The 24,875-nt window shown below is 62.3% G+C and carries 27 protein-coding genes; 2 read left to right on the plus strand and 25 right to left on the minus strand.

The window, feature by feature from the left end:
• The 9 genes from GHO32_RS15775 to GHO32_RS15815 all read right to left on the minus strand — a co-directional run.
• Positions 1 to 222, minus strand: a 222-nt coding sequence (locus tag GHO32_RS15775) for an integrating conjugative element protein (RefSeq protein ID WP_218581161.1), incomplete at its 3' end; no start/stop codon positions are given.
• Entirely contained in the window at positions 219 to 824 is a 606-nt protein-coding gene (locus GHO32_RS15780) for a transglycosylase SLT domain-containing protein (protein ID WP_034065586.1), read from the minus strand. The genes GHO32_RS15775 and GHO32_RS15780, both read right to left, overlap by 4 nt.
• On the minus strand, positions 806 to 1,531 hold the full coding sequence (locus GHO32_RS15785) for a TIGR03759 family integrating conjugative element protein (protein WP_054910418.1): 726 nt from the start codon (positions 1,529 to 1,531) through the stop codon (positions 806 to 808). Before GHO32_RS15785 ends, GHO32_RS15780 begins: the two co-directional genes overlap by 19 nt.
• A gap of 14 nt (positions 1,532 to 1,545) precedes the next feature.
• Complete coding sequence (locus tag GHO32_RS15790) at positions 1,546 to 2,187, minus strand: hypothetical protein (protein WP_153442895.1); 642 nt, start codon at positions 2,185 to 2,187, stop codon at positions 1,546 to 1,548.
• A complete protein-coding gene (locus GHO32_RS15795) occupies positions 2,184 to 2,762 on the minus strand; it encodes a PilL N-terminal domain-containing protein (protein WP_034065582.1) in 579 nt (192 codons plus the stop codon). The genes GHO32_RS15790 and GHO32_RS15795 overlap by 4 nt, the downstream gene beginning before the upstream one ends.
• 439 nt (positions 2,763 to 3,201) lie before the next feature.
• The gene (locus tag GHO32_RS27225; RefSeq protein WP_371318210.1) at positions 3,202 to 3,399 is read right to left on the minus strand and encodes an IS4 family transposase; all 198 of its coding nucleotides are present in this window, start codon (positions 3,397 to 3,399) and stop codon (positions 3,202 to 3,204) included.
• Between the two features lie 66 nt (positions 3,400 to 3,465).
• Positions 3,466 to 4,536: a hypothetical protein gene (locus GHO32_RS15805; RefSeq protein WP_026383911.1), complete on the minus strand. Its 1,071-nt coding sequence runs from the start codon at positions 4,534 to 4,536 to the stop codon at positions 3,466 to 3,468.
• A 45-nt stretch (positions 4,537 to 4,581) separates the two neighbouring features.
• Positions 4,582 to 6,837, minus strand: a complete 2,256-nt coding sequence (locus tag GHO32_RS15810; protein WP_153442897.1) for a Mov34/MPN/PAD-1 family protein — start codon at positions 6,835 to 6,837, stop codon at positions 4,582 to 4,584.
• The gene (locus GHO32_RS15815) at positions 6,834 to 8,027 is read right to left on the minus strand and encodes a hypothetical protein (RefSeq protein WP_054910421.1); all 1,194 of its coding nucleotides are present in this window, start codon (positions 8,025 to 8,027) and stop codon (positions 6,834 to 6,836) included. The genes GHO32_RS15810 and GHO32_RS15815 overlap by 4 nt, the downstream gene beginning before the upstream one ends.
• Positions 8,028 to 8,116: 89 nt before the next feature.
• Here GHO32_RS15815 and GHO32_RS15820 point away from each other — a divergent pair, with 89 nt between their 5' ends.
• The gene (locus tag GHO32_RS15820; protein WP_034065576.1) at positions 8,117 to 9,019 is read left to right on the plus strand and encodes a WYL domain-containing protein; all 903 of its coding nucleotides are present in this window, start codon (positions 8,117 to 8,119) and stop codon (positions 9,017 to 9,019) included.
• A gap of 6 nt (positions 9,020 to 9,025) precedes the next feature.
• The gene (locus GHO32_RS15825; RefSeq protein ID WP_026383907.1) at positions 9,026 to 9,814 is read left to right on the plus strand and encodes a hypothetical protein; all 789 of its coding nucleotides are present in this window, start codon (positions 9,026 to 9,028) and stop codon (positions 9,812 to 9,814) included.
• Positions 9,815 to 10,265: 451 nt separating this feature from the next.
• Here the strand turns inward: GHO32_RS15825 and GHO32_RS15830 are convergent, their stop codons facing one another.
• From GHO32_RS15830 to GHO32_RS15905, 16 genes are all read right to left on the minus strand, one after another.
• Complete coding sequence (locus tag GHO32_RS15830) at positions 10,266 to 12,545, minus strand: helicase-related protein (protein ID WP_153442899.1); 2,280 nt, start codon at positions 12,543 to 12,545, stop codon at positions 10,266 to 10,268.
• Positions 12,546 to 12,681: 136 nt separating this feature from the next.
• On the minus strand, positions 12,682 to 12,987 hold the full coding sequence (locus GHO32_RS15835) for a hypothetical protein (RefSeq protein ID WP_026383904.1): 306 nt from the start codon (positions 12,985 to 12,987) through the stop codon (positions 12,682 to 12,684).
• A gap of 69 nt (positions 12,988 to 13,056) precedes the next feature.
• Positions 13,057 to 13,368, minus strand: a complete 312-nt coding sequence (locus GHO32_RS15840) for a hypothetical protein (protein WP_026383903.1) — start codon at positions 13,366 to 13,368, stop codon at positions 13,057 to 13,059.
• 102 nt (positions 13,369 to 13,470) lie between these two features.
• On the minus strand, positions 13,471 to 14,616 hold the full coding sequence (locus GHO32_RS15845; protein ID WP_223717301.1) for a DUF6094 domain-containing protein: 1,146 nt from the start codon (positions 14,614 to 14,616) through the stop codon (positions 13,471 to 13,473).
• A gap of 40 nt (positions 14,617 to 14,656) precedes the next feature.
• The gene (locus GHO32_RS15850; RefSeq protein ID WP_054910424.1) at positions 14,657 to 15,304 is read right to left on the minus strand and encodes a hypothetical protein; all 648 of its coding nucleotides are present in this window, start codon (positions 15,302 to 15,304) and stop codon (positions 14,657 to 14,659) included.
• 83 nt (positions 15,305 to 15,387) lie between these two features.
• Entirely contained in the window at positions 15,388 to 15,795 is a 408-nt protein-coding gene (locus GHO32_RS15855) for a hypothetical protein (RefSeq protein ID WP_034065567.1), read from the minus strand.
• 94 nt (positions 15,796 to 15,889) lie between these two features.
• The gene (locus GHO32_RS15860) at positions 15,890 to 16,588 is read right to left on the minus strand and encodes a DUF3275 family protein (RefSeq protein ID WP_153442901.1); all 699 of its coding nucleotides are present in this window, start codon (positions 16,586 to 16,588) and stop codon (positions 15,890 to 15,892) included.
• Positions 16,589 to 16,642: 54 nt separating this feature from the next.
• Entirely contained in the window at positions 16,643 to 17,557 is a 915-nt protein-coding gene (locus GHO32_RS15865) for a DUF3577 domain-containing protein (RefSeq protein WP_153442903.1), read from the minus strand.
• 376 nt (positions 17,558 to 17,933) lie between these two features.
• Positions 17,934 to 18,746 (minus strand): GTPase, encoded by an 813-nt coding sequence (locus GHO32_RS15870; RefSeq protein WP_153442905.1) that lies wholly within the window; start codon positions 18,744 to 18,746, stop codon positions 17,934 to 17,936.
• A 280-nt stretch (positions 18,747 to 19,026) separates the two neighbouring features.
• Positions 19,027 to 19,305, minus strand: a complete 279-nt coding sequence (locus tag GHO32_RS15875; protein ID WP_034065562.1) for a hypothetical protein — start codon at positions 19,303 to 19,305, stop codon at positions 19,027 to 19,029.
• A gap of 94 nt (positions 19,306 to 19,399) precedes the next feature.
• Positions 19,400 to 20,137 carry an ABC transporter substrate-binding protein gene (locus tag GHO32_RS15880; protein ID WP_124211852.1) on the minus strand — a complete coding sequence of 246 codons (738 nt, stop codon included), beginning with the start codon at positions 20,135 to 20,137 and terminating at the stop codon, positions 19,400 to 19,402.
• A 208-nt stretch (positions 20,138 to 20,345) separates the two neighbouring features.
• Positions 20,346 to 20,738 (minus strand): hypothetical protein, encoded by a 393-nt coding sequence (locus tag GHO32_RS15885; protein WP_034065557.1) that lies wholly within the window; start codon positions 20,736 to 20,738, stop codon positions 20,346 to 20,348.
• A gap of 21 nt (positions 20,739 to 20,759) precedes the next feature.
• A complete protein-coding gene (locus GHO32_RS15890) occupies positions 20,760 to 20,972 on the minus strand; it encodes a hypothetical protein (RefSeq protein ID WP_034065556.1) in 213 nt (70 codons plus the stop codon).
• Positions 20,973 to 21,300: 328 nt separating this feature from the next.
• A complete protein-coding gene (locus GHO32_RS15895) occupies positions 21,301 to 21,546 on the minus strand; it encodes a hypothetical protein (protein WP_034065555.1) in 246 nt (81 codons plus the stop codon).
• Positions 21,547 to 22,069: 523 nt separating this feature from the next.
• Positions 22,070 to 24,094 carry a DNA topoisomerase III gene (locus GHO32_RS15900; RefSeq protein ID WP_153442907.1) on the minus strand — a complete coding sequence of 675 codons (2,025 nt, stop codon included), beginning with the start codon at positions 24,092 to 24,094 and terminating at the stop codon, positions 22,070 to 22,072.
• Between the two features lie 269 nt (positions 24,095 to 24,363).
• Positions 24,364 to 24,804 carry a single-stranded DNA-binding protein gene (locus GHO32_RS15905; protein ID WP_034065553.1) on the minus strand — a complete coding sequence of 147 codons (441 nt, stop codon included), beginning with the start codon at positions 24,802 to 24,804 and terminating at the stop codon, positions 24,364 to 24,366.
• Between the last annotated feature and the right edge of the window lie 71 nt (positions 24,805 to 24,875).

Consider the following 24,875-nt stretch of genomic DNA (forward strand, 5'->3'; position numbering starts at 1 on the left):
GTCCATGGGCGTGGCGGGCACCGGGAGCATCGGGTTGGGCGGTCGGGCCGGAGCATCGGCGCGCGGCTGAAGGTTCAGAGCCTCGTAGTACGGCAGCGTCGACGTGCCGCCACGGTCTTCGACCACGATCAGCGGCTCGCCGGCACGCGAGGCCAGCGGCAGAGCCGCCAGCAGCACGAGCAGGCCCTCCAGCGTGAGATGGGTCAAATGGGATGTTTTCATGGGGTGCTCTCCTGGCGTGCGGCGAAGGCCGCAGCGGTTGGGTGCGTGCCCTGCACACGGGCAAGGTGGCGCGACACGCTGCGCCGGTAACGGGCGGCAGGTTCTCCGCCCGCAGGACGGTGGTAGCGACCGATCGCCAGCAACCAGTCCTCGCCCGAGGTGTGCTGCTCCTTCAGGATTTCAGCGGCGATGGAGAGATTGCGGTACGGGTCGAGCAAGTCGCACGGGCTGACATAGCGCTGCTGGTGGTAGCCGAGGTTGATCTGGCCCAGGCCCGCGTCGATGCGTGTGTGCGGCGTGGCGCGCATCGCCTGCTGCAAACCAGCGCAGGCGTCGGCACGGGTGGCGAAGCGATGCGACTGACCGGCGACGTTGAGCGACCACGGCCACGGGACGATGCGCCCGTTGCGGCGGATGCCGCTTTCCTGCAAGGCCACGGCGTAGAGCACCGTCGAGGGGATGCCTGCGCGCTGGGCGGCAAGCTGGTAAGCCGGTGGCGGAATCTCCTGGGCATGGGCGGCGCAGGCGCACAGGCCGGCTGCGAGCGCCAGTGCGCGCAAGCACTGCGAAACGGAGGTGGCCGTTACGGCTGACGCTGCCATTGGCCGTTCACCTCGCGCACGACTGCTGGAAGGTCGCCGGGCAAGCTAAGCGACAGCCACCGCCCGCCATCATGGTTGAGCGTGATGCCACCGCTGCGCACGCGCGCCGGATCGACGTTCGCACGCTTGGCCCAGTCGCGGATGCGCGTGTCGTCTTGGCGGCTGCCGACCATGTACAGGTCGAACTCGGTGCCGGAGGATTGCAGGCGCTGCACGAGTTGCCCGCAGGCCGCGCAGCCGTCCTTGACGAACACTGCCGTGCGGCCTGAACCGCGCAAGGGGTTGGCGCTGGGCTTGTCGTCGAGAAGATTCACCCGCTGCATGCCGGGATTCAGGCGCTGCCAGGCCTCGTCGTAGGCACGCTGGTAGGCGAGCAGTTTTTCGACGCGGCGCGCCTCGATCTGCACCTGCAGTTCGGCGTAGCGGCTCCGTTCCTCGTCAGTGCGCGCCTCGATGCCCAGGGCGGACAGTGGGTCCAGGTTGGGCGAGTAGATGCCCAACGGCCCGTCCATCAGTTCGCGATAGCGAGCCCACTCCTGCGGTTGCAGGCCCCAGTTGCTTGCCACCCGGTCGTCCAGGATGCGGGCGATCAGCGAGCGCTCCTGAATTTGTGCATTGCGGGCGGGAGTCGTGACCGGCTGCTGTGCCCCGGCGGGCAACTGGGCAGACGCCAGCAGAAGCGCGGAAAAGATGATCGACGGCTTCATGTGGTGTGCTCCGATCAGGGGATCGCCACGCGGCGGGTCTGGTCGCCGGCCTGGAACACCGCGGCGTTGCCCTCGATCGCCTGCAAGCGCCATGGGCCGACCGCATCACCGGGCAGCAGCACCTCAAGCTGGTCTGACGTGTAAGACCCGGCGCTCGGCGCAACGGACAGGCTGCGTTGACCAGCGCGAAGCTCGGCACCGACGATGCGAAATGGCAGTGGCGGCGGTTCCCGCTTGGCGGTGGGCCTGCTCTGTGCGCGCGGCTGGGCGGGCGCTGCGGCACGCTGGGCGCTCTGCCGTGCCTTGATCTGCTCGACTTCCACACGAAGCGCCTGAAGGCTCTCGGCGGCGGCATAGCCGCTCAGCGTGTCCTCGACCTGAGCAGCGCGTGCTTCCAGGAGTTCACGGGTGTCTTTGAGGTCTGCCGCCGTTGCGACGGCCGGACGCTGCTGGATGGCCTCAATGGCCTCGGCCAGGCTCGTCGCCTGCGCTTCGAGACGTTGCAGGCGGAAATTTAGCCGCTCCTGGTCGGCCTGCTCGTTCACCGCCTGGTAGCCGAGAGCGACGAAAACGCTGAGGCCGATCAGCCAGAGCCACATCAGGCTCTGCAACATCACGGCAGTGATCGGGCGACGGGGAGACTGCGCGGCATTCATGGCTGGCCTCCCGAAACCGAAGGCATCAGCGGAAACGTCTGCACCGCCTCGGCAGCAGGCGGTTCGTGTGCGTGCTCGGCAGTCGCACTGCCTCCAGCCTGCTCAAAGCAAATCTGCCGTGCCCGGTCATTCGTGTGCAGTTCCCAGGCCGGGCCAGCCAGGGTAAGTAGCGCATCGCGCAAGGTCATGGGGCCAAGATGCAGGTGCGCCGCCGGCAGCGGCAGCGCATACAACTCGGTCACGGCGTGGGCCGTCTCGCAAAGCTGGTAGCCACTGCGTTTGAGCACATGCCGCAGGCCATCGCCCACCGTGGCACGGGCATCCTCCGGCATGGACACATCGATGGTCTGCAACAGCAAGTCACGCTGCACCGCCGAGGGTGCCAGCTCGACCAGCGTGTAGCGGCCATAGCGCACGACGGGAATGAACTCGGGTGCGTCGGGTTCGGGAGCGGAGGAGACGCCTTCTATGGCGTCTGGCACCAGCGGCGCGGTGGTGGTCGCGCAGCCGCTGGCCAGCGCTGCGGCCAGGAGACCAGCGCCGACCAGACGCCGGGATACATGGGTTGCGGGCATGGCATCGGCTCTTCTGTTGCGATGCCGATACCTTGGCGGCGCGCCGCAGCGCGGTCAGCCAGAAATGCGAACTGGGTGGTGCCCGGTTTCAGGGGCAACCCGGATGCCTACTGCGTATCGTCCAGGCGGTACAGACGCACCCGCTGTTGCGCACAACCAGTAGCTCATGGATCAAGGGATGGATCTGCAGTTAAGTCGCAATACGGGACGGAAAACGGTGTATTTCGCAAATCAATTGCAGATTCGTGGCGAAACCATGGGTTCCGCCTCAGCAAGGCGCCACTACATAATGCAGCAAGCCCACCTGACGAAAGGCACGCTCAGTGCGCAAGAAGCCAATGCGCATCTCGCGCGCCTTGGCAAGGCAGGCTTTCGCCGCGATATGGACACGCTGCTGCGGCCTGACCTGCCGTTCTTTATGCATCCAGTTACACACATCTCAAAGCGCCATCCGAGCAAATCGCAGCCCCTGCACGAACACGGCCACATCGCGCATGCTCAGCCACAGCGTCTTGGCTCCGGGCTCGTCATCGCCCTTGCGGCCTAGGAAACCTCCAGGCTTAGCAATCCGGCGCACCACCGTGTTCAGCGCCGGAGCCTCCTTGGGCGGCTTTTTCTTGTTGAGCACGTACGTCACCTGCCACTCGTCTTGGTCGAACAGCAAGTGCGCAGAACGGTGCTGACCTTCGTCCTTCTGCCGGAGTCAATTTTCTTGATCTTCGGGGTATGGCACTTGAGGAATCGGCACCCAGCCATCACGGGTGATGCCCGCACCGATGCGTATGTTCTGGCTTTCAGTTGCCGCCCAGTGCCCACCCCGGTGCAATACAGCGCGAATCACCGACTTCCGCGGATGATCCTCATCCGCCTTGGCAGAACTGCATATGGCATTCCAATGGTGCTTGTCCGGCATACTGTTCAACCGTGGGCCAAGCAATTGATCCAAGACTTCGGTCGAAACGTTGTGTCGCCCGCCGTGATGGGGCACTTGGAAATACCGAATACCTGGCAGCGCGAGTCCCACGAAAGGCGCGTAGTCGATCACCTCCTGCAGTGCTTCACGCCCGGCATCGCCAGTAAGCATGACGCGATGACCGTTCAAGACAGCCGACTGCACCACACTCATTTCATTCTCACGACTGGTCGGCTCAGGCGGGAAATATTCCTCGCCCCACAGGGACTTGATGTAGGCGGTCGCAGCCTTCACTGCCCGGAATATGCTGCTCAGCGCGCTATCAAAAGCACTTTCTTCGACAGCTTCCGGTGTCTTCGCGGAGTCCACGATCAGGTCCAAGTAGCGCCCCAGGGTAGGTGCCATGACCGCGAACGGACCGATGCTCTGCCCCTGAAGGGGGGCATGGATTGGAATTCCCTTCTCCACCGCAATATCCTCAAGAATTGCCGTGGCATCGTAGATTGAGCGCAACTTCCGTCGCAGGGCTTCAATCGATTCATAGGTCTCAAAGCGATCGATCAACTGGTCCGCGTATATCCACGGCCGGTTGATCCAAAGATTCCTGACTGTGCATTGCTCCAGGACTTTTCGTAGCCCATTGGCGTGATCGCGATCTGGGTGCGTGAGGATCACATGGTCGATGACTGTTGTTCCATAGTACGTCTTCAGATGCTCGACTATCTCATCACCCGTATCCAGATACCCTCCGTCAACAACGTGCACGCCCTCGGTGCCATTCACCGAGTAGCGCAGCGTGATCGCGTCCCCGCTTTTCGCTGTTTCGACGCCAAGAAAGTCGATCTCGAAGTAGTCAGCCATACATCCCTCTTGTTTTATGCCAACAAAGTGCCGGTGGCTTTGCACCTACCAGCGATCCACCGCACACGTGAGTCCTGTCGGAGTCCATACCAACGACACGGCCGGAAGGCCGCCAGCATCCTCGGCGATGCCGCGCAATGTATTTCGGTCGATACCCGAATGTGCGCCGCCTTTCGGGTGGCTGTGCCACGTTCCTATAAAGGCGAGATACCCCAAAGAGGCCGCATTTGCGGCGCGCAAATTTTGAACAAGCCCGTTGGTTCCGAGGACGAAGCGGGCGGTCTCTCGAACACTGTCAGGTGGTGCCTCAACAAGGCCTGCAATGGTGATGGTTCGATTTTCAAACGAGATGCGGCCGATCAAGGCGCCGCCTGTTTCCAGAGCACCCCAGCGCAGCGCATCAGCATGGATTGCTTGCGCAACTGGGGACAGGACCCGAATGTTCCAGCCACCATCGTCTGCGACTTCAAGCGCAGTGGTCGGGCCAAGGCTGGCGCGGGTCCATGCCATTCCAAGGCCTTCGGCATCTGAGATTCCGGCGCAAAGCGTCGCTTCCTTCGGGAGCCCATCAACGAGCCATCGTTCCAGTTGCAGGCCGACCAGTGACGCCGACCGCGAAACAACGGCGTCAGACATAGGCATCGTCAGCGAACGACAGTTGTCACCCACGAAAATCCGAGTCGGCTCAGACGTATCGCCTGCAATCGACGCACGCAGTTCCGGTGCAAACCGGCAGCACTCGAACAAGAACGCCGTGAGGTCGTCAACTCGGCCGGCGCGGCCAGCTCCTTCGAGCAATACCGCCACACAGCGCCCCTGACCATACATCGCGATCCGTGCCAATCGGGCAGGGGATTGATCCAACGCTGCCGATTGTGTTTCTGCAGCCAGCACCTGAAGTGACGCCGTCGCATCCACGATGAGGGCCGCATCCTGCGGAACGGTTGCCGCAAACTGTTCCGGATCGACCAAAAGAGTCACTGCGTCGGTGTCGAACGCTCGCGATTGAAGATGCGACAGCGATTCAAAGGCTGTCTTCATCAGCGCCGACTTCCGAGGCGGAACCAGAACTGATGCCCGCTCAATGAGTGCATGCCGCGCGGCGTTGTGAGGCGACATGGGTTCGTTGTCGACGAAAGTCATCGAACCAAAGCCCGCTCGCCCAAGTTGCATCGCGACTTTCGATCCCACGCTTCCGCAGCCGAGCACGACCAGCGGCTGTGATGTGGCTGCGTATGGAATGCCAGACGTCCTTGCCAGCAGTTCAGGAGACAACGCATGCGCGTGAAAGGCCGGGTGAACCGTGGCGTTTCGCTCCAGGAGCGATTGAGCGTTGAGTTCATAGCGCACCACATAGGGCAATACCTCGACACTCCTCCCTGGCGAGCCCACAAGCGACGCGGGCCTTTGCACAGCCAGAATCACAATCGCGTACAAACCATGCACCCAGCCATGCGAGTCCTGTCGCATATCCAAGATTGAGCGTCCGAAATAACCGTCCACTTCCTGGGCCAAAGCGTCGCGATCAATACCAAGCTGCGCTGCTCGATCGAGCAGCGTCGCGAGATCGACAACTGTCTCTGGTTGATAGCGTCCGATCACATGCGGGAGGCCGTCGGTCATCGGAGCGCGCGCGATGAAGGCCGCGGTATGGCCGTTCCCCCATTTGCCCAGCTTGTCGTTGTGAACATCCTGATAAAACACAGGATCGACTTGTGCGGTCAGTTCGGCGTTGATGATGGCGTACAGACCGCCATCGATCGTCACGTAACCTGCGGGAACCACCAGAATCGTGCCGTCAGTGGGAGCGGCGGCCGCGACCTTCTCGGCACTGAATACAACGGTCGAAGGACAGCTGTCTCGGCGCGTTGGTTCCCACCCCTGCTCCAGGTCCAGGAGTGTTCCAGCCGCGGCCTTGTGCAGCCAGTCGATCAACTGATCGACAACGGCGTCCAGGCCAAACCGATGCAGCAGCTCGTTCAACGACCCTTCGAATAGGCACGGCGAGACTAACTCGCCTTGGCGATGGGGGTTGATGTGCGGCAAGTTGAGCGGGAAGTCCGCACGTAAGAAGGGCTCGGGTGCGGACAGGGGCCAGTCACTACCGAATACCAGCACGCACGTCTCGACGGTGCTCACTCCGGTCTCAGAGATACCATTGCGCCGAGACCTGTTCGGCAGTTGGACCACAACATCGACTTCAATCTCCGTCGATGCACCAGTTGTCCTTGGCTCGCCAACGCGGATAAGGCCTCGATGCCGCTGAAGTTGATGCAGTGCGTCTGCGATGGTGCCCGTCATGATGCTCCGTGCGGCATGGGGGTGCGCGCAGAGGTCACCACGGCAGCGGCCTTCGATCCGGACTCCTTCTTCGAGGGAGGCTGCACACCCTGAGCGGTTACGGTGAAAACGAGCGGTTCCACGGACTTTTCGCTGGGGTACTCGCCTGTGCAGTAGAACTCGCCTTTTGCTTCGTCCACGATCGTCACGTACTCACGCTTCGCACGGATGCAGGGCGGATCGCTGTCATCGTCTGCAATCGGCTTGCAGCTGGCGACGATGACGGCGCCGTCACGGGTCTGCGAAAGCGCCTTGCGGGCATCAGCATCGAGCTTGGCTTTTTCACGGTAGTCGGACCAGCTGTCATAGGACAGCGAATGCCAGGAACAATGATGAGGCGCCTGCATGATGTCGTACTCAAGCACATCTGCTTCAGCCTTGTGGCGTTGCCACTGGCGGTTCCAGATGAACACCTCAGCATCGCCACCAGTAAGGAATTTCGCACCATCCGGCGTCTGCGCGTCAGCCGCCAACGTGATGTTCAGAATAACGCTGGACTGGTTCTTGACCAGGCACTCTTCCTCTTCCTCGTCATCCTGGGCGTCCAGTGGGGCCAAAAGAAACGCAGAAAAGAATGCGGAACTCTTGCCATTGATCGTTGAAAAGCGCGTGTCCACCTTCCGCACAATCGAGGTGAGATCATCGGTTTTTCCGTCGATGTCCTCGCCCATGATCTGAATGCGGTCACCGTTCCCGACGGCGAAATTCTTGTCACGGTTCAGTTGCACGCGCCGACGCGCCTCCGTGTTGAATGCCTTGGCGTCGTCGCTCAAGGTGTGCGTCTTGCTGGTGCGTCGAAACACGATCGGGGATGACCACATCTCGCGGATCACGATTTTCTTGTCCTTGTCGTCCTTCTTGTCGTCCGGGTACTTGTCGAGTGGCCCTAGGTGGAAGTGTCGCTTCAGCCCTCGGCAATGGTCTTGGTCCGGGTGGCTCAGCAGGAACGCATCGACATACGGCCTGCCGTTCTCATCCTTCTTCAGTCGTTCGCGCAAATCCTTGGCGACATCGCGCGCCTCCCCGTTAGGGTCATCGGCGTCTTGCCTGATGTTTACGTCGATCAGCAGGGTTGTTGCATCGAGATCGCCGAACTTGATGAGGGTCATGTCCCCGTTGTCGACGGGAAAAAACGTGATGGCTGTGGGCACTGGAGTCTCCGGGTAGACGACCGAAGGGTGATCGCGTATAGTTAATGTACGACTATTTTTTATACCCGTCTACTTTTTAGGCGCTACTGATGCAAGAGCCTTCCGTTCCTGCCGCCGAACCTGCTGAGCCCAAGGGGCTAAGTTGGGGGTTGGAGAGCAGACTTCAATTCATCGATTTCCGTCTGCGCTGGGAGCGGCGCATCAACCGGATGGATCTCACCGAGCACTTTGGCATTTCGGTCCCGCAGGCATCACTGGACATTGCCAAGTACACGGAACTGGCGCCGAGCAACCTGACTTACGACCGCAGTTCCAAGACCTACACGGCAGCGCCGAGTTTTCACCCGCTTTATCAACGAAGCTCGGCGCAACGCTATCTAGCAGAGCTGCTAGCGACCAAGATGGGAGTTGTCGAGCCGACGGCCAGCTTCATCGGTTCTGCACCGGAGACAGATTGGGCACCTTCCCCCTGGCGCACGATCAATGAACAGACCGTCGAAGCAGTGGTCCGAGCGATTCGGCAACAGGAAGCCATTCGGGTGAGCTACCAGTCCATGACATCCTTGGACGAGTCGATACGCCTGCTATCCCCGCACGCCCTTGGCAACGATGGTTTTCGCTGGCACATGCGCGCGTTTTGCCACAAGCGTCGACGCTTCAGCGATTTCGTCCTGGCCCGAATCCTGCGCATTGAAGGCTTCGAATCGAGCCAAGTGGACGCCAGCCAGGATGCACATTGGCATACGGTTCTGATGCTGGTGCTTGCACCTCATCCCGATTTACCTGCGGCCAAGAAACGGGTCTTGGAACTGGACTACGGCATGGAAGACGGACAGGTCAAACTTCCATGCCGCCAAGCGTTTCTGTACTACACGCTGAGGCGTTTAGGCTTGCATACCAAGGAAGCCCCCGACCCGCTCGCGCAACAGATTACGCTGAAAAATCGCGATGAAATCCAACCATACATTGATGCCTTGACGGCACAGGCTTGACTTCACATGACAACAATTTTTGAACTGGTCAAGGACCCCTACGAGCGTAAGGCACGCGTTGTTCCTGGACTTCTTGTGGCCTTGCCGGTACTAGTGCCGTTGTTGTGCGTCTACGGAGCCAAGCACCCTATTCTTACGGGCGTGATCGGCTTGCTTGGTGGTTGCGGGGCTATTTATGCGCTTGCGAGTGTAGCCCGTGGGCGCGGTAAAAAACTCGAAGAAATCTTAGTTGCCAAGTGGGGCGGTATGCCCACCACCATTGCGCTGCGCCATCGCGACAGGTTTCTCGATGGTGTCAGCAAGCAGCGCTACCACACGGCAATCACAGGCAAGCTCGGCATCGCGATGCCAACAGCGGAAGAAGAGTCGGCCAATCCCGAGCAGGCAGACGACACGTACATAGGAGCAACCAAACGACTTCGCGAACTCACGCGCTCAAACAAGCAGCTCTTGCTGAAAGAGAACATCGCTTATGGATTTCATCGCAACATGCTGGCGATGAAGCCCGTCGGTATCGTGTCGTGTCTCCTGGGCATCCTCTACGGATTGTTGATTGCAAAGGTTCTACAGGTCGCACCTCCCCACTTCAACCCTATGCATTTTGCTGATCCAGGACTCGCCGCAGGCTTGACGCTGCTCGTTTCGCTGGCGTTACTTGCGGCTTGGCTGCTGTATTTCGATCAGGATTCGGTCAGACGGATGGGCTTCGTCTACGCAGAACGCCTATTCGAGTGCTTGCCGTCTTTGTCTTCTTCGGTCCCGCGGAAAAGAGCACTAAAAACGGCTATGGACTGAGACTCATTCCATCTTCAAGCTGGCTCTTAGCGCCGCTGAGTAATTGCCCGCAAGATGAGTTCAGGCATGGAGATGTTCATGCCTCTTGGCTGGCAGTCGTGTGATTGCGATGCAGGTCCGAAACTACCGCGATCAACCTGTTGATCGGTTCGGCCAGCCGTTTCGGCTTGATCTTCGCCATGATGACTCCTCAGAAAGCCCGGTTTCCAAGAGCCGCATGGGAGCCACGCGAGGGGAAGCCGGGTCAAGCTTCGGAAAGCACCGGCATATGTTGAGCTAGCCTATGTTATTGATACACCTGCTGTATCGAGCCTCGGCGCAGTCCAGTAAATTGCGGTACTGGAGTGATCGTGAATAATAAAAAACGCAGCCCCGCCCACGAAGAACGCGGTTGGGGCTGCAAGATGGGAACAACGGAAAGCCGGCGGCGCGAGGCCGGCGGGCGTGGGAATCAGGCAGCGACCAGTTGCCGGGCCAGTGCGACCTCGACGGAATCGCCGTCCTGGTTGAGCACATCCAGCCCCGATTCGGGCACATCGCCCGAGGTGGACTGCGAGACCATGATCTTCTTGGCCATCAGTTCCAGGCAGGTCATCTGCGAGGAACCGGCGTAGCCGAGGTAGATCACGCGCACGTGCTGTTTTTGCCCGATGCGCCAGGAGCGGCGTGCTGCCTGTTGGAGCGAGTACACGTTGTAGCCACTTTGCATGAACACAATCGTCGGGAACTCCAGCAGATCCAGTCCCGTCTTGACCAGCTCGGGATTGGTGACAAGCACGTCGATGCCCCGATCCAGTTGCTCGGCGATCCAGTCCTCGCGGCGGCTGGCATCCACGCTTGCGCGCAGCACCGCCACCTTGAAGCCTTCCTGCTCCAGCAGCCCCTTCAGGCGCGACGTGGTGTCGCGCGTGCCGGTATAGACCGTGTATGCCAGAACCTTGCGGCCCTGCTCCTTCTCCGCTTTGCAGATATCGATCAGCTCACGCTCCTTGGGACTGATCTCGAACTCATTGAACTGAGCCGGGACAAACGCCAAGGTGTTGCGCGTGCGTGGATGCACCACGGTCTCCGACCGGAAGCAGCAATCCGGCCAGGCCAGCAGCACGTTGAGGACCACGCCCAGCAAGGTCGTGTCGCGTCGCGCCAGAGCCTGTTTCAGCTCTGCGGTCAGCCGACCCGCCAAATCGCGGTAGGCCGCAGCTTGCGCCACGTCCATCTGGACTTCACGAAACTCCTCGTCATACGGCGGCAGGACGTTGCCACCGATGTCCTTGAGCTTGAGAAAGATCGTGAACGGCAGGATGCAGCGCAAGACGCCTTTCGGGCCGAAGCCGGGAGCCTTGACCGTGCGCACCGATACCTTGGTGCCCTTGGCCGTCTTGTGCGCCGTGCCGGCGCTCTCGGAGTAGATGTCCTTGAGGACGCCGTGATCGCGCATGAACGCCATCGCAGCCGAGGTCATGCTGCCGCTCGTGGTCGGGCGGTAGCCGTCTTCGATCATCCGTCCAGGCAATGCCCGGAACAGCAGATAGAACAGATCATCGCCGTAGCCGCCCATCAGCGTGCCGGTCAGCAGCAAGGTCTTGCGAGCCTTCGCCGCCAGCACGCCCATGGCTTGGCCCTGGGCACTGCCACCGTTCTTGTACTCGTGTGCCTCGTCGGCGATGAGCAGGTCGAACGTGCCTTGCGGCAGGTAGCGTTTGATGAACTCGGACGGTTGGTAGCCGCCCTCGCCAAAGCCAAACTCCATGTTGGCCATCGCACGTTCCATGCGCGTGGCCTGACGGTCAGAAAACACCAGCTCGCCGTTGCCATCCATGAGGTTGATGAACTCGTGGATGTTGTCGCCGAGCATCGACGCCAGGAAACCGTCACCGAACTTCTGCATCAGCTTCTGCGCGGTAACCTCCCCGATAGTCGGGATGCGCTTCAAGGCTTTGAGGACGACCGAGGACTGGTCGCTGCCGGACAGACTACGCGGGCGGATCAGCATCCACAGGGGCGCGGCGCAGTGGCTGCACTTCCTGCGGGACTCCTCGGCTTCGAGCGCGACCGGGTTGACCGGCTCGCCGTCGAGGTCGGTGATGACCGTGCCGCAGTCCGGGCACGCTGCCACGTCGCCGTAGCGGGTGCGTCGCTGGGTGAAGACCGGCTTCCAGTGGAACCCCATCCGCATCCTGACGCGCCCCAGGATGAAAAACTCCTGGCCCGTGGGCGGCACACCCAACTGCTCGCGCAGCTTGATGAGCTTGACCAGCGTGTCCGGGCCATTGAGCACCCAGACCTTGGCACCGGCCACCGTCTCCTGGATCTCGCGCCGCCACTTGTAGACCAGGTGGGGAGGCGAAAGCACCAGGGTGCGGCGGTAGCCTTCGGCGTTGAGCACCGCGGCCGTGGCGATGCCGACGGTCGTCTTGCCGCAGCCCATTTCGCCATTGACGATCGCAGCGCGTTCGCCTTGATCGACCAGCAGCTCGGCTGCGGCATGGACAACGTCGGCCTGGGCCTGGAACAGCTTGCGCTTGAGGCTGGCAACGACGAGCTGTCGCAGCGCCTGTGCTTGACCAACATAGACCGGCGGGTTGGCGCGGTTGAGAGAATCGAGCAGTTCGTCGCCGAACTCGCCGACAAAATCCTGAAGGCTCAGGGTGAGATGGTTGGATTCCGCTTCAAGCAGATCGCCTTGTGCGGGTGCAGTCTCGATGGCAGTGGTTTCAAGATCGGTAGACATGGTGGTGCTCCAAAAAAAGAATGAGGCATGCACCACCCCAGCGGGGCGATGACATGCCCCGTGGTGGGAAGAGAGACGGCGAACCGTCGGTGCTTGGACAGTGCAGGCGCTCGTGGCCTGCGGTGACAACTCGCGGTCAGTACTCGGACGGCAGCACGATGCGGGTCGCTCTGCGATCTGCTTCGGTGAAGATATGGATGCTCAGGTCACGGGTGACGACGTACAACGAGTCGAGGCGTTCGCCAGACTCCAACGCAGCGTTGTTCTGCTGCCATTGGTAGTCCGCGACGTCGCCCCAGTCGCCACGCATGTGACGTTCGAAAAGCGGCATGGGATCGAGCCGGCCTTCGTTCATCAGGCGTTCGACGCCTTCGCTGAACTCCAGTGCACCGATCTCGAACAGCCGTTTGCGGCGATGCCTGTCATGTTGGTTGGAGGTCATGTGGCTTCCTTCAGAGTGAAGGGGCTACAGCACCCTTGCGGGGTGTCGGTGGCCCCGCGTTGGAGAAGATCAGTACCCGCTGGGCAGCAGCAGCGTGGTGACGCTGCGATCCCATTCGGTGATGATCCAGAGCTTCAGACCGGGTGCGACCTGGTAGGAAGAGAACAGGCGATCCTCACCGGACTTCAGCGCGGCATCGTTCTGCTGCCTGTCGCCGTCGTCGAGATCGCCCCAATCGCCGCCGAGGTGGCGACGCAGATAGGGCGTCGGGTTGAGCCGGCCCTGTTGGACCAGGTCATCGACGCCGATGGTCATAACCACCTGGCCTGGCGAGAAGCGCAGGCTCGGTGTCTGGCTGATGGAAAGTGCTTGGGCTGCCATGGAAGGCTCCTGGAGATGGAGGGGCCACGGCACCCCATCGGGGCGACTGGACCCCGGTGGGTGGAAAAAATCGACGGCGAACTGTCGGCGGTGGAGAAACGATCAGCGGATGGTCAACACCTCGCCCCGTGTCGGGGAGCCAGGCGTCATGTCCCACGCGCGGATCACGGGAACGAACTTGTCGGTGAGGATGCGCGTCTCGGCAATCGAGCCGTCTTCGCGTTCGGTGAATTCCCGCTGGAGCGTCTTGTCCTTGTGGGTGTCACCTTTGACGACGAGCACGCGACCCGTCTTGGATTGCACAACTCCCGAGATCGCGCCCGCGGCCAGAGCGAGGGCAAGATGCCAGTGGGACAAGGCCCGCGCCGGAGGACGCAGCGTCTGCTGCGCGGCTCCCAACTGCGTATCCCGCGACGGCCAGAGGCCTTGCAGCCTGCCAACCTCATCGGCGAACTGCTCCGGCTCCATCGTCACGCGGAAGAAATGCCCCGGCTCGGCCGGACTGGCGGGGACGATGTACGGCAGGAATGGCCACTCGCTCGGCAGCTCCTCGGCTTCGACTTCGCCAAGCCCAACCTGCAGCAGCAGATTGCGCACGGCCTTGACGCCATCGGGCGTCTGCTCGCGCTGGCGCACCCGGCGTCCGAAGATCACCACCTGCTTGAACTGCGTTTCCACCGCTCGGTAGATGCGCAGGTCGGTGTAGTGGCGCGTCAGCCAGCCGACCAGCTCGGCGTCGAGCACGTAGCCGGGAACGATGAAAACCAGCACGCCGCCGTACTGCAACAGGGGCAGCGTGCGCTGGTAGAACAGTTTTTCGAGGCGGGCTCGGCCCTGACCCTGATAGCCAATGTTGCCGTTGACGTCCTTGGACAGGTCGCCATACGGCGGATTGAGCCAGAGCAGCCCAAAGGACTGTTTGGAGATCATCGTATCCATCAGATCCGCGTGCAGGCAGTGATCGACCAGGCTGCGGGCATGGCGCGCCCGCTCTGCGTCGAACTCGACGGCGAACGCCTTGGCCTGCTCGCGCCCCAGGGCATGAGCCGCTTCGGCAATCGCCACGCCTTCGCCGGCGCAGGGATCGAGGATGCACATCGGTCCATTGGATTCAGGCGCACTGGGCATCAGTGCATTGAGGGCTCTTTCGAGCGTCGGTTCGTCGGTCGGGAAGTACCCGTTCTTCACGAAATTGCGGGCGAGCCGCGGGAACATGAGAGCCATGGAAGTCTCCTGGTTGGCGGGGATAAATGGCGCAGGCGGGCCTTGGCGTACCTGCGCAGGTGGTTCAAGCCGCTACCGTTTCCGGCGTCCAAATCTTGGCCGGGTATGGGTAGGCGGTGAGCACGTCACTGCGGATCAGCGAGCCGAGCGCCTGGGTCAGCGCCGGCACGTCGATGGCGAGCCGATGGCCCACCAAAGGCCCGAATGCGAATGGCAAACGGGTCAGCATCTCGCGGCTTTGCAGCAGTTCCAGCACGGTTTCGCGCCAGTGGTCGAGCAGTGGCAGTGGGCAGGTGTCCTGCACCAACGGCCACAGGCGGTCAAATCGGTGGTCGCTATCGCGGGGCAGCAATCCCAGTGCGCTGGCGTTGGCCTTGTCGGGCTTGACGCAGCGCCGATCGAACAGCCACACGTTGGACAGCGAACCGAACAGCGTTCGCCGGTAGGCGCGGGTCATGCGCTTTTCCAGGCGATCGACGTTGCCGACGAACACCGGAACGCTGCCACCCTGGTCGGTGATGAGGTGGAACTGCTCCAGTCCCTGCTCGTCGCGCCCGAGGGTCAGGCGAGCCAGGAACTGCTGGACGGCGGTGTCCCGCGCCCAGATCGACAGGAAGATCAGGTTGCCCTGGTCATCGCCGACGCAAGCGTCGGCCATCACGTCCGGGCATTCGTCGATGCGGTACAGCGTGGAAGAAGTGGTTGCGGGCATGGTGGTGTCCTCGGATGAACGGGAACAGCACCGCCCGCAGGGGCAAGCACTGCCCCTTGGGGTGGAAAGAAAAACGCCCTGGTTCAGACCGTCAGCGCCGTAGCTGGGGCCGTGCTTGCCTTGGGTGTGTGCCGCTTTGCGTGGTAGGCGCGAACGCCTGCACGCCATTCGGTGGACTGCTCCGGTGCGAGGTCCAGATAGGACAGCGGGCACGAGTAGTAGTACGGGTGCATGGATTCGTCCAGCGGCTTGTAGCCCCACTGGCCGCCGCTGCGCTCCAGCAGATCGCAGCGGATGATGCACAGGGACTGGCCCGGTGCGAGATCACGGTGTACGCCTTCGGCCTTGGCTGTGACTTGCGTAACAGACCAGAGGACGTTGCCACGCAGCGCGTGGGCGATGACCTTGACGCTGGCGCGCTCGGTCTCTTGCGGTGCGATCAACTCCGCGATCAGTTCAGACCGCGATTGGGGTGAGAAATACCAGCCCATGAGAGGCCTCCTGGAAAAATTGAGCCAGAAGCCTCCCCGGTGGGGAAGGCCCCCAGCGGGTGGATGAAGTACACCGCAGATGCGGTGTCCAGTACTACGCAGGTTGCAGTTCGGCCTGGCGGCTCCACTCCTGCGTCTTGAAGTCCAGCGCGTAGCCCAGTTCGCCCAGGCGGGCGATCTGCGCGCGCAGGGTGCGGCGGTCGATGGTCGAATCCAGTTTTACGGACTCGCCCAGTGGCCAGAGCAAGCTGAACAGCGCGGCGTCGCCATCTTCGGTACTGCCGGGAGCAGTTACCGCAGCGGGCGTCGGCGCATCCACGCCGAAGGGCGTGGTATCGACCAGCGGGTCTGTGGATGCCTGTGCGGGTGCGGGCTTGGCGGGCCTAGACGTTTTGCTGGGCTTGGCCGGTGTTGCCGGCTTTACTGCAGGCTGTGCGCCCAACTCTTCGTCAAGTGGATCGAGGTCCTGGGTGGCGAAGCTGCGTGCCTCGTCACGGCTCAGTTTGTCGATGTCGTAGAGCGTCATTCCGTCCAGGCTGGCTCGGATCTCGAAGCGCATGCCGCCACCGACCGGGTAGGACTTAGGGAAGATGTACCTGATGATGAATTCCCCGTAGTACTTGCCTTCGGGGTATTGCTCCAACTCCGGGTCCTTGACCTCGAACGTACCAAGGTGCGTGGCGAGGCGTCCGACCGTGAAGGGGCCGTTCTTGCCGCGGATGGTGCGCAGCGTGAGCTGACCGGGGACGACGATGGGCGAAACCGATTTCTCGGATGCCAATGTAGCTGCCATGATGGTTCTCCTTAGCGATTGGGAAAACGACAAGGCCCGCGAGGGCCTTGCCGATCAGAACGAAGCAGCCAATGCCGGCTCCTGCTCCTCGACTTGCGCCTCGGGCTCGCGCTCGGCGAGCTCGGCAGGCTGATCTGCAGCGGGGTCGGCGTCCTTGGCTTCGGGCACGGGAGCGTCCTGGGCCGGCGGCGAATCGGCTTGCGCGGGGTTCGTCGGATAGACCTTGGTGCCGTCGATCTTGATCAGGCCGATGTGGATCAGTGTCGAATCCAAGCTCGCGGCCGGTTCCCCTGCGCGCTCACCCTTGGTGCGGATGTACGGATCGATCTTCATGTCGTTGAGACGGAAGGCGATCAGCACCTTGCAGTCCCCTTCGATGGCCTGCACGCACCGGCGAACCAGATGCTCGGCTTCAGGGGTGGTGACGATGGTGTCGAAGTACCGATACTCCGGTTCATCGACAGGCCCGGCCAGCGCGGCGACGGTGCAAGAGAGGAACGGGTCGCTATCTTTGGGCGTGACGTCCTTCGGACGGCTGAGGTAGCCGATGCCGCGGGTGACCAGCTCGTGCTGCCTGATCGAAGCCAGTTCGGCCCGGTCAAGCGGCTCGGCCTTGAGCAGTCGCGCCTTGAGGGACGCGGCAGCTTGGCCTTTCTGCTCACCCTTGTCGCGGATGTACGCATCGCCCCACAGGTCGCCGAGGCGAAAGCGCACCAGCGGGCGCTGCTTGGGATCGTCAACGCCAATGTAGCGCTCGACCAGCTTCTTGGCCTCGGCACCCGAGACCTTGACGTCGAAGTAGCGATTGCTGGGGTCCTTTGCGGAACCGACCAGCGCGGCGATGGTGCATGCCAGGAAAGGCTGCGCACGGCGGCCGCCCCGAACAGGCACTTCACGGACACGCTGGATGTAACCGATGCCCGAGGTGTGGAGGTCGAAATACGATTTCTCGTTGGACGTGGTGCTCATGGTGAATCTCCATAGGGATGAAGCGGAGACACACCGGCCCCACGCAGCGGGGAAAGGTGCGTAACCCCGCGATGGGTTGATAAGGCGAAAGCATCCACCACCAGAGACTGGTGGCCGCTCGCGGATGGATGCGGTGCGAGCTGGCTCGGTCACGCAGTGGGAACTGCGCCGCAACCTCGAAGCCCGATGGTTGCCTGGCATGTCGCTGACAACGTCAGCAGGCATGGGCTCAGCATGGCCAGGCCTCGCGCGCAAGGCTGCCATCAATCGGTATCCCGGCGATTCCCTTTGATGAAATCTCCCAGGCAGAAAAAAGGCCCTCCTTCCTAATGGAGGGAGAGCCTGTGGGGGCATGTCGCCTGGTTCTTTCGTGGTGTCACGCCGGTACAGCGCGGCGCCGTCGGAACGTCTCCGCGCCGATCTCGCTCACATCGATCAGACGCCAGCGCCCATCGTCGATGAGTCGCTCCAGCACTTCGCCGAGCATGTCGAAATAAACCTCGTCGTGCCGATCGACCAACTCGCCGTCGCGGCGCAGCTCCACCGCATAGGTATCGCTGCCACGCTGGTAGAGGATCGTCACCTGGCCGTCGAACTTCGCGGTCGAAACCGTGAAATTGATCGCCGGAGGCGTTTCGATGATCCTGGACGGCTTTGGATCGACCCAGGTGAAGTCGTGGGCGCCCGCATCGACCAGCATGTGGGTGATGCGCCGGAACCCGTCGGGCGCCGGCATTTCCTCCAACTGCTCGATGAGCTGACCCAGTTCCATGCACTGCGGCTCGGGGATGGGCAGCTTGGCCGGCGCGGAGCCGAGGATGTGCGTCTTGACGGTGTAGGGGGTGCCGTCGGACATCATCTCGGTGCGCTCTTCTGGTGTGTCCGCACGCAGACCGTCGAAACGACGACGGGCATAGGGTTGGACATGCACCTTGGTGCCCTCGCAGGGAACGGTGGTCACCAGGTTGGGATCGAGTACAGCGAACTCGCTGGGCTTGAGCTTTATGACGATGGCGTCTTCGCTGGCGGCGACCACCTTGCCGTCGAAGGGCTGGGGGTCGATGACAAAGCCCAGTGACGAGGACTGTGGCTGATCATCGAACACGCGGTACTTGAATGACCGCACGTTGCGAGGCACGTGGCCTGCGACCAGCGAAGGCATCAGGGTCTTGATAAGAGAGCGATCCATGTGAATCTCCTTGAGGAAGAACAAGGGATTCCCCGCCCGCAAGGGAGAGGTCCCTTGTGGGTGAATGGGCGCGATGCGTCCGTAGGAAGAAACAACCAGCACGGTTTCCCGCGCTTGCAGCCTTGAAGGTCTTGACTGCCTGGGCATGTGTCGGCAACGCCGACGAACATGGGGTAAGGATGGCCTTGGGGTGAGCGGCCTGTGCTCATAAAACCGCACTGCGTCGCACCCGCTTTCCTGCGCCGCGACAAGAAAAGGCCCCTCGAAAGGGGCCGGGTGGTCAGGCTTGGTACACGAAGTAGTGTTCGCGCTGACGTGGAAAGAAGACGTGCTTCCACGTGTCGCCGCCGGTGTTGCCGCCGTCGAAGACGAGCATTTCGTAGGCATCAATGCCGGTGTCTGCCAGATCGGCGTTGGCGATATGGCGCATGTGCAGCGTGCCGCTCAGGCGCTCGAATACCAGGATCTGGCCGATGGCGTCGTCCTGGCCCATGGCGTTGACGCAGGCTCCAAGCTGATGCTCGAAGTCGCGTGCGGGCGAGATGAGGTCTGGGAACATAAAGTGCTCCTATGAAATAGGACCAGCCCGGCTCCCAGAAAGGAGACAGGCTGGCATGGATGGCAAAGAGGAAGGTGGGCGCCTGGTGTGTTTGCTAGGACTCGGCCAGCGGCAGGCCCAGCAACACGGGCGCGTCAGCATCGAGGATGAGGATGCGCACATCGGCCTGGCCTGCCAGTTCCAGGATGTTCGCCAGGTCGTCGGGTATGCCCTTGCTGCGGTGCTCCTGCCGAAGCTGCTCGGCGGTGATGCCCTCGGTGTGTTCCAGGTTCTTGTCCGTCCAGGGCGTGGAGATCAGCTTGACGCCGATCGCCGGGCTGTACGGAACCCGAAAGGCGATGAACAAAAAGGCCTCCGGCGTGGCAAGGTCCGCCAGATTGGCGAGGTACTGGTCGGTTTCCGGGCTGATGTGCGCGCTGCTGATCTCCCAGCATCGGCTGTAGTAGCCGGTCTCGAAACTCAGGCGCTGCACGACTTTCCGCGCGGCTTCGACCGAATAGCTGTCACCGACGTGGATCAGGCGACCGTCGAAGTCCTCGCCATGAATGGCATAGACCACGGCATTGATCACGCCTTCGCCGTTAACGCCTTCATCGGCATCGCAGTCGGCCAGCACCTCGACGCTCACAGGTTCAGAGCCGTTCGTGATCACCGCGAAATCGCTGGTGACGATGCAGGACGATGAAATCAGTTCCTGGTCGGAAAGATGTTGCTGGTTTGGGTGGATATTTCGCCAGACAGGCGGGCTTCCGTCCTCGTAGCTGATGGACAGCGTGCGGACGATGTTCAAATTCCAGTAGCCGCGCAGAAAGGGATTGGGATTCTGAGACATGGGAACGCTCCTGATTGAATAATGGAGCCAATTCCCGTCACCGGGAATTAGACCCGGTGGGTTGAAAGCGAAAAATGCGTCAGGCAGAGGTGATCGTTGGCTTTGATTCAGCCCTACGCTGGGAACGGAAAGGAAATTGAGGGACATGACCGTGTAGGTGCATGTCCCTCGCGGGGAACGAAAAGGCGGTGGTGTGCCGGAAACGGATTCACCAGCCGCAGTAGTTCACCATCAAGTCGGCAATGACCTTGCGGCGTTCCAGGTCGAGCCCGTCGAAGTCCGACAGCCCGTGGAAGTGGCAGCGCTTGAGCATGGCACCGCCCTCGCGCGCGTTGTAGAAGCTGACCATAGCGGACAGAAACATGCGTTGCCCGCTGCTCAGGACACCGAGGGCATCGTTGAGCCGCAGCATGTTGGGACGCAGATCCCACTTGCTCTTGGCCTGGTTCAGGCCTTCACGGGTGCCGTCGCCGAACCATTCGGGGCCAGCGATCTCGGCACCACGCTTCCATGCCTCGAAGAAGGCTTGGGGCGCGGCAGCGAAATGCTGCTCTTCCCGCATGATCTGATCGACGACTTCCTGCGGCAGCAGTTGATTCATGGCGTGATTCCTCCAGTTGGATCAGGGAATGGCGAGCTGGGACCAGCCGCCTCTTTCGAGGGCACGTTGAGCCGCCGCATGGCTGCGGAAGTACTCGTGCGATTCTCGCGAAACGGGACCTTCGGGATCGCGCGTGCCGATGTAGTGGCCGGCGGCGCTTTGCAGGACTTCGAGCGGCAGGAACTTGCCGCAATAGGTCAAGGCCAACTGGCCGAAAGAGGCTTTGTGGGACATGGATAGGCTCCTTGGAAAAGCGAGGCCTTGTCCCTCACGGGATGGCAGCTCCCGCACGCGGTGGATAAAAAGCATCGGCGTCACGGGGACGCGCGTCCGCAGACTTGATGCGATACGGACTGGCGGGTTACGCGGGAAGAACCCACGGCAGCCTGGAACCCATGGCTGCTGGCATGTGCTGACGAATCAGCGAACATGCGGGCAGCTTCGTCCGGGAGCCTCGCTGCGTCAGTTGGAAAACGGCATTCGGCCTAGCCCGGATTGATGGCGCGGAGACAGAAAACCCGCATCGAGTGCGGGCTGTCAGGGGGGGCGTGGGTGCGTTGGCTCACTCGGTCTTGTCGCCCAGGACATACTGCTTCCACAGGGTGAATGCCTCGTCCTGTCCCAGTTCGGCCAGGACCACAATGGGTTGCGTTTGCCGCGCACGCAGCGAAGCGAAATACGCCTTACGGTCGGCGATGGCCTTGAGGTTGATGCCATCGATAAACAGCAGCTTGCCGTCCTTGATGAACAGCACCTTGTTGCCAAGGTCGCGCTCGAACGCGGCTCGTACTTTCTCCGGTTGTTGCATGCGTCGGTTTCCTGTTGCTGTGGCCGGCCCTTGGGTCGGAACGTTGATCGACGAGACAAAGGAGCCGAAGGCTCGCTGACCTTCGGCTCGAGAGGAAATAACCACCCGTGGGCTGTTGCAGGCCCGGTCGTCGCTAGAACCGTCTGCTCATCAGCAATCACACCCGGCCCATGTCGTGGCTGGGGCCGGCATCGTCTGGCGCACATCCGCGCACAAAGGGAGCCCGTTTTTGCGCCGGTGGGCACCGGCACTGAATACCGCTGACCACAAAGGGTCTCCGGGTGGCTCGCGCTGCCAGGCAAGCCATCGGGGGACCCTTCGCAGTGGGCGGGAGAAACACAGACCAGCAGAACACGCGGGAGGCGGTTCGCGGAAAAACTACCTTCAGGTCCCGCAGCCGGGGACGGCTCGACGGGACGCGCACACGGACAAGAAGGCGTTGCGCGCTGGGCGACCCGCAGGGGCGTGCGGGACACGGGCCACGCCTTTGAAACAGGGTGCGGCCCACGGGAAACGGAGTCGGTTAGGCACCTTTGCGACCGCTGCTACGCGAGCGCGAAGCGCCACGCTTGGGCGGACCAGATTCGACCGGCAGCGTGCCTTTGCAGTCGGGGTAGCGACTGCACGACCAGAATGGACCGCTCTTGCCGGTGCGTTGGCGCGTCGATGCGCCGCACTGCGGGCATGCTGGTCCATGGGCAAGCTTGATGGACAGGGACATGCTGCCGTACTGCGCGATCAACTGCGAAATCCAGGCGGCCTGCTTGCTGATGAACACGTCCAGGGTGAGCTGGCCCGCCTCGATCATGTCGAGCGCCTGTTCCCACACGGCGGTGGTGCCGGGGTCGGCAATCGCCGCAGGCACGGCGTCGATCAGCGTGAACGCCGCATCCGATGCACGGATGGCGCGTCCCTTCTTCACGATGTAGCCGCGGGCGATCAGCCCGCTGATGATGTTGGCCCGCGTCGCCTCGGTGCCGATGCCTGTCGTGTCCTTCAGCTTCTGCTTCAGGCGCGGGTCGGTCACGAAACGCGCAACACCCTTCATCGCCTTGACCAGTTCGCCCTGCGTATAGGGCTTGGGCGGCATCGTTTTGAGTGCCTTGATGTCGGCCCCAGCGATCTGGCATGCCATCGCTTCGCGCAACGCGGGTAGCACCTGGCTGCGTGCAGAGGCGTCGGCGTCCTCATCAGCGCTGCCTTCACGTTCGGGCTCGTCCAGCACCAGGCGCCAGCCCTTGACGACGACCTGCTTGCCCGTAGCCACCAGCTTCTGCTGGCCGCAGGAAAGCTCGGCCACGGTGCGGTCGAACTCGTGGTGAGGGAGGAACTGGGCCAGGTAGTGCGCCCGGATCAGCCGAAACACGGCCCGTTCCTTCTCGCTCATCGCGGAGAGATTCGCCGGTTCGAGCGTCGGGATGATGCCGTGGTGCGCCGTCACCTTGTCGTCGTTCCAGGCGCGCGAGCGCTGGGAGCGATCGAGCTGGCCCATGATCGGGCCAAGCGTGGGATCGGTCTTGAGCAGGCTATCCAGAACCGTGGGCACTTCGGCGAGCATGCTTTCGGGCAGGTAGCCGGAATCCGAGCGCGGGTACGTCGTGGCTTTGTGCGTCTCGTACAGGGCCTGGGCGATCTCCAGGGTTTCCTGCACGTCCAGTCCAAGCTGCTTGGAGCACACCTCCTGCAAGGTGCCCAAGTCGAACAACAGCGGCGGACCTTCGCGCACGCGCTCGGTCTCGACCGACACCACCTGGGCATTGCCGGCTGCGCGAATCTGCTGCGCGGCCTGCTGTGCGACGGGCTGCTGCAGGCAGCGGCCGGTGTCGTCGGTGCAGGCATCGGGGGCAACCCACTGCGCGGTGAAGGACTGGCCGCCTACGGACAGGGACACGTCGATGGCCCAGTACGGCAAGGACACGAATGCCGTGATCTCGCGGTCGCGGTCCACCACGAGCTTTAGCGTCGGGGTCTGGACCCGGCCGACCGACAGCACGCCGTCATAGCCGGCCTGCCTCCCGAGCACGGTGAACAACCGGCTGAGGTTCATGCCGACGAGCCAGTCCGCCCGCGAACGCGCCAATGCCGAGTAGTACATCGGCAGCGTATCGGACGACGGTCGCAGCTTGCTGAGCGCGGTGCGGATCGACGCATCGTTGAGCGCCGACAGCCACAGGCGTTCGATGGGGCCTCGGTAGCCGCACAGGTCAATGATCTCGCGGGCGATCAACTCGCCCTCGCGGTCGGCATCGGTGGCGATGACGAGATGGGTCGCCTTCGCCAGAAGCGCCTTGACGACCTTGAATTGCGTGGCGGTCTTGGGTTTGACCTCGACCCGCCACTGCTGGGGAATGATGGGCAACTGCTCCAGCGACCAGCGCTTGAGCGCCGCGTCATAGACCTCGGGTGCTGCCGCTTCTACGAGATGGCCGATGCACCAGGTAATCGTGACGCCGGAGCCGTTGAGGCAGCCTTCACCGCGCTGTGTCGCGCCGAGAATCCGACCAATATCCTTGCCCTGGGAGGGCTTCTCGCACAAGAACAGCCGCATATCCGTCCATCCGATTTCCGTGGTTCATTGAGTTGCTGGAATCGAGGATGCCGGTCACCACCAGGGGCAACAGCAAACAAGTCGCAAGCGGTGGTGACCACTTTCACGGGATGGAATGGCTCGGGCGGAGATAGCGTGCAGCCGGGGTGTGCGGGCCGGGAGCCGCGATTTTCAGGAGCACGTGGAAGCCAGTGGACGTAGATGGAGCTATCCCCTGGGGATAGCTCACGGGTGCATGGAGCTGCGAACAGTGGCCGGCCCATGCCGGGTCACTTCCTACGCCGCGGCTCTTTTGGCACAGCCGGTTCCTGGGTGGCCTGGGACTTTGCCTCCGCATCCTGCGGCTTCGGACTGAGGGTCACGGACTCGATGCGAAACGGCAGGATGCCGACGCTGCGCGCGTTGATCTGCCAGGTCTCGCGCGGCTGATCTTCGTTGTCCGTCCAGGGCTCGCGCTCCATGCGGCCGACGACCAGCACGCGCATGCCTTTCTGGTACAGGTCCTTCCAGTGCGCGGCGTCGCGGTGCCAGATTTCCACCGGTGCCCAGAAGCCGCCGCGATCCTCGAAGTCGCCGCCTTTGGTGGGAATGGGGTTGTCGAAATACACGTTCAGCCGCAGCAAGCGCCGCGGCTCGTCGTTGCCGTTGGGGAACTCCCGGTACTCGGGCGGGGAGCCAATGTTGCCTTCGCCCCAAAAATGCGTGCTCATGTTGCAATCTCCATGGTGGTTGAAATACCCGTGCGGCGTCGGCGTCGGGTGTGTGCTGGGGTGTCCGGTGC

It is taken from the genome of Pseudomonas sp. FSL R10-2189 (genome assembly GCF_009600325.1).
GTDB lineage: Bacteria > Pseudomonadota > Gammaproteobacteria > Pseudomonadales > Pseudomonadaceae > Aquipseudomonas > Aquipseudomonas helleri.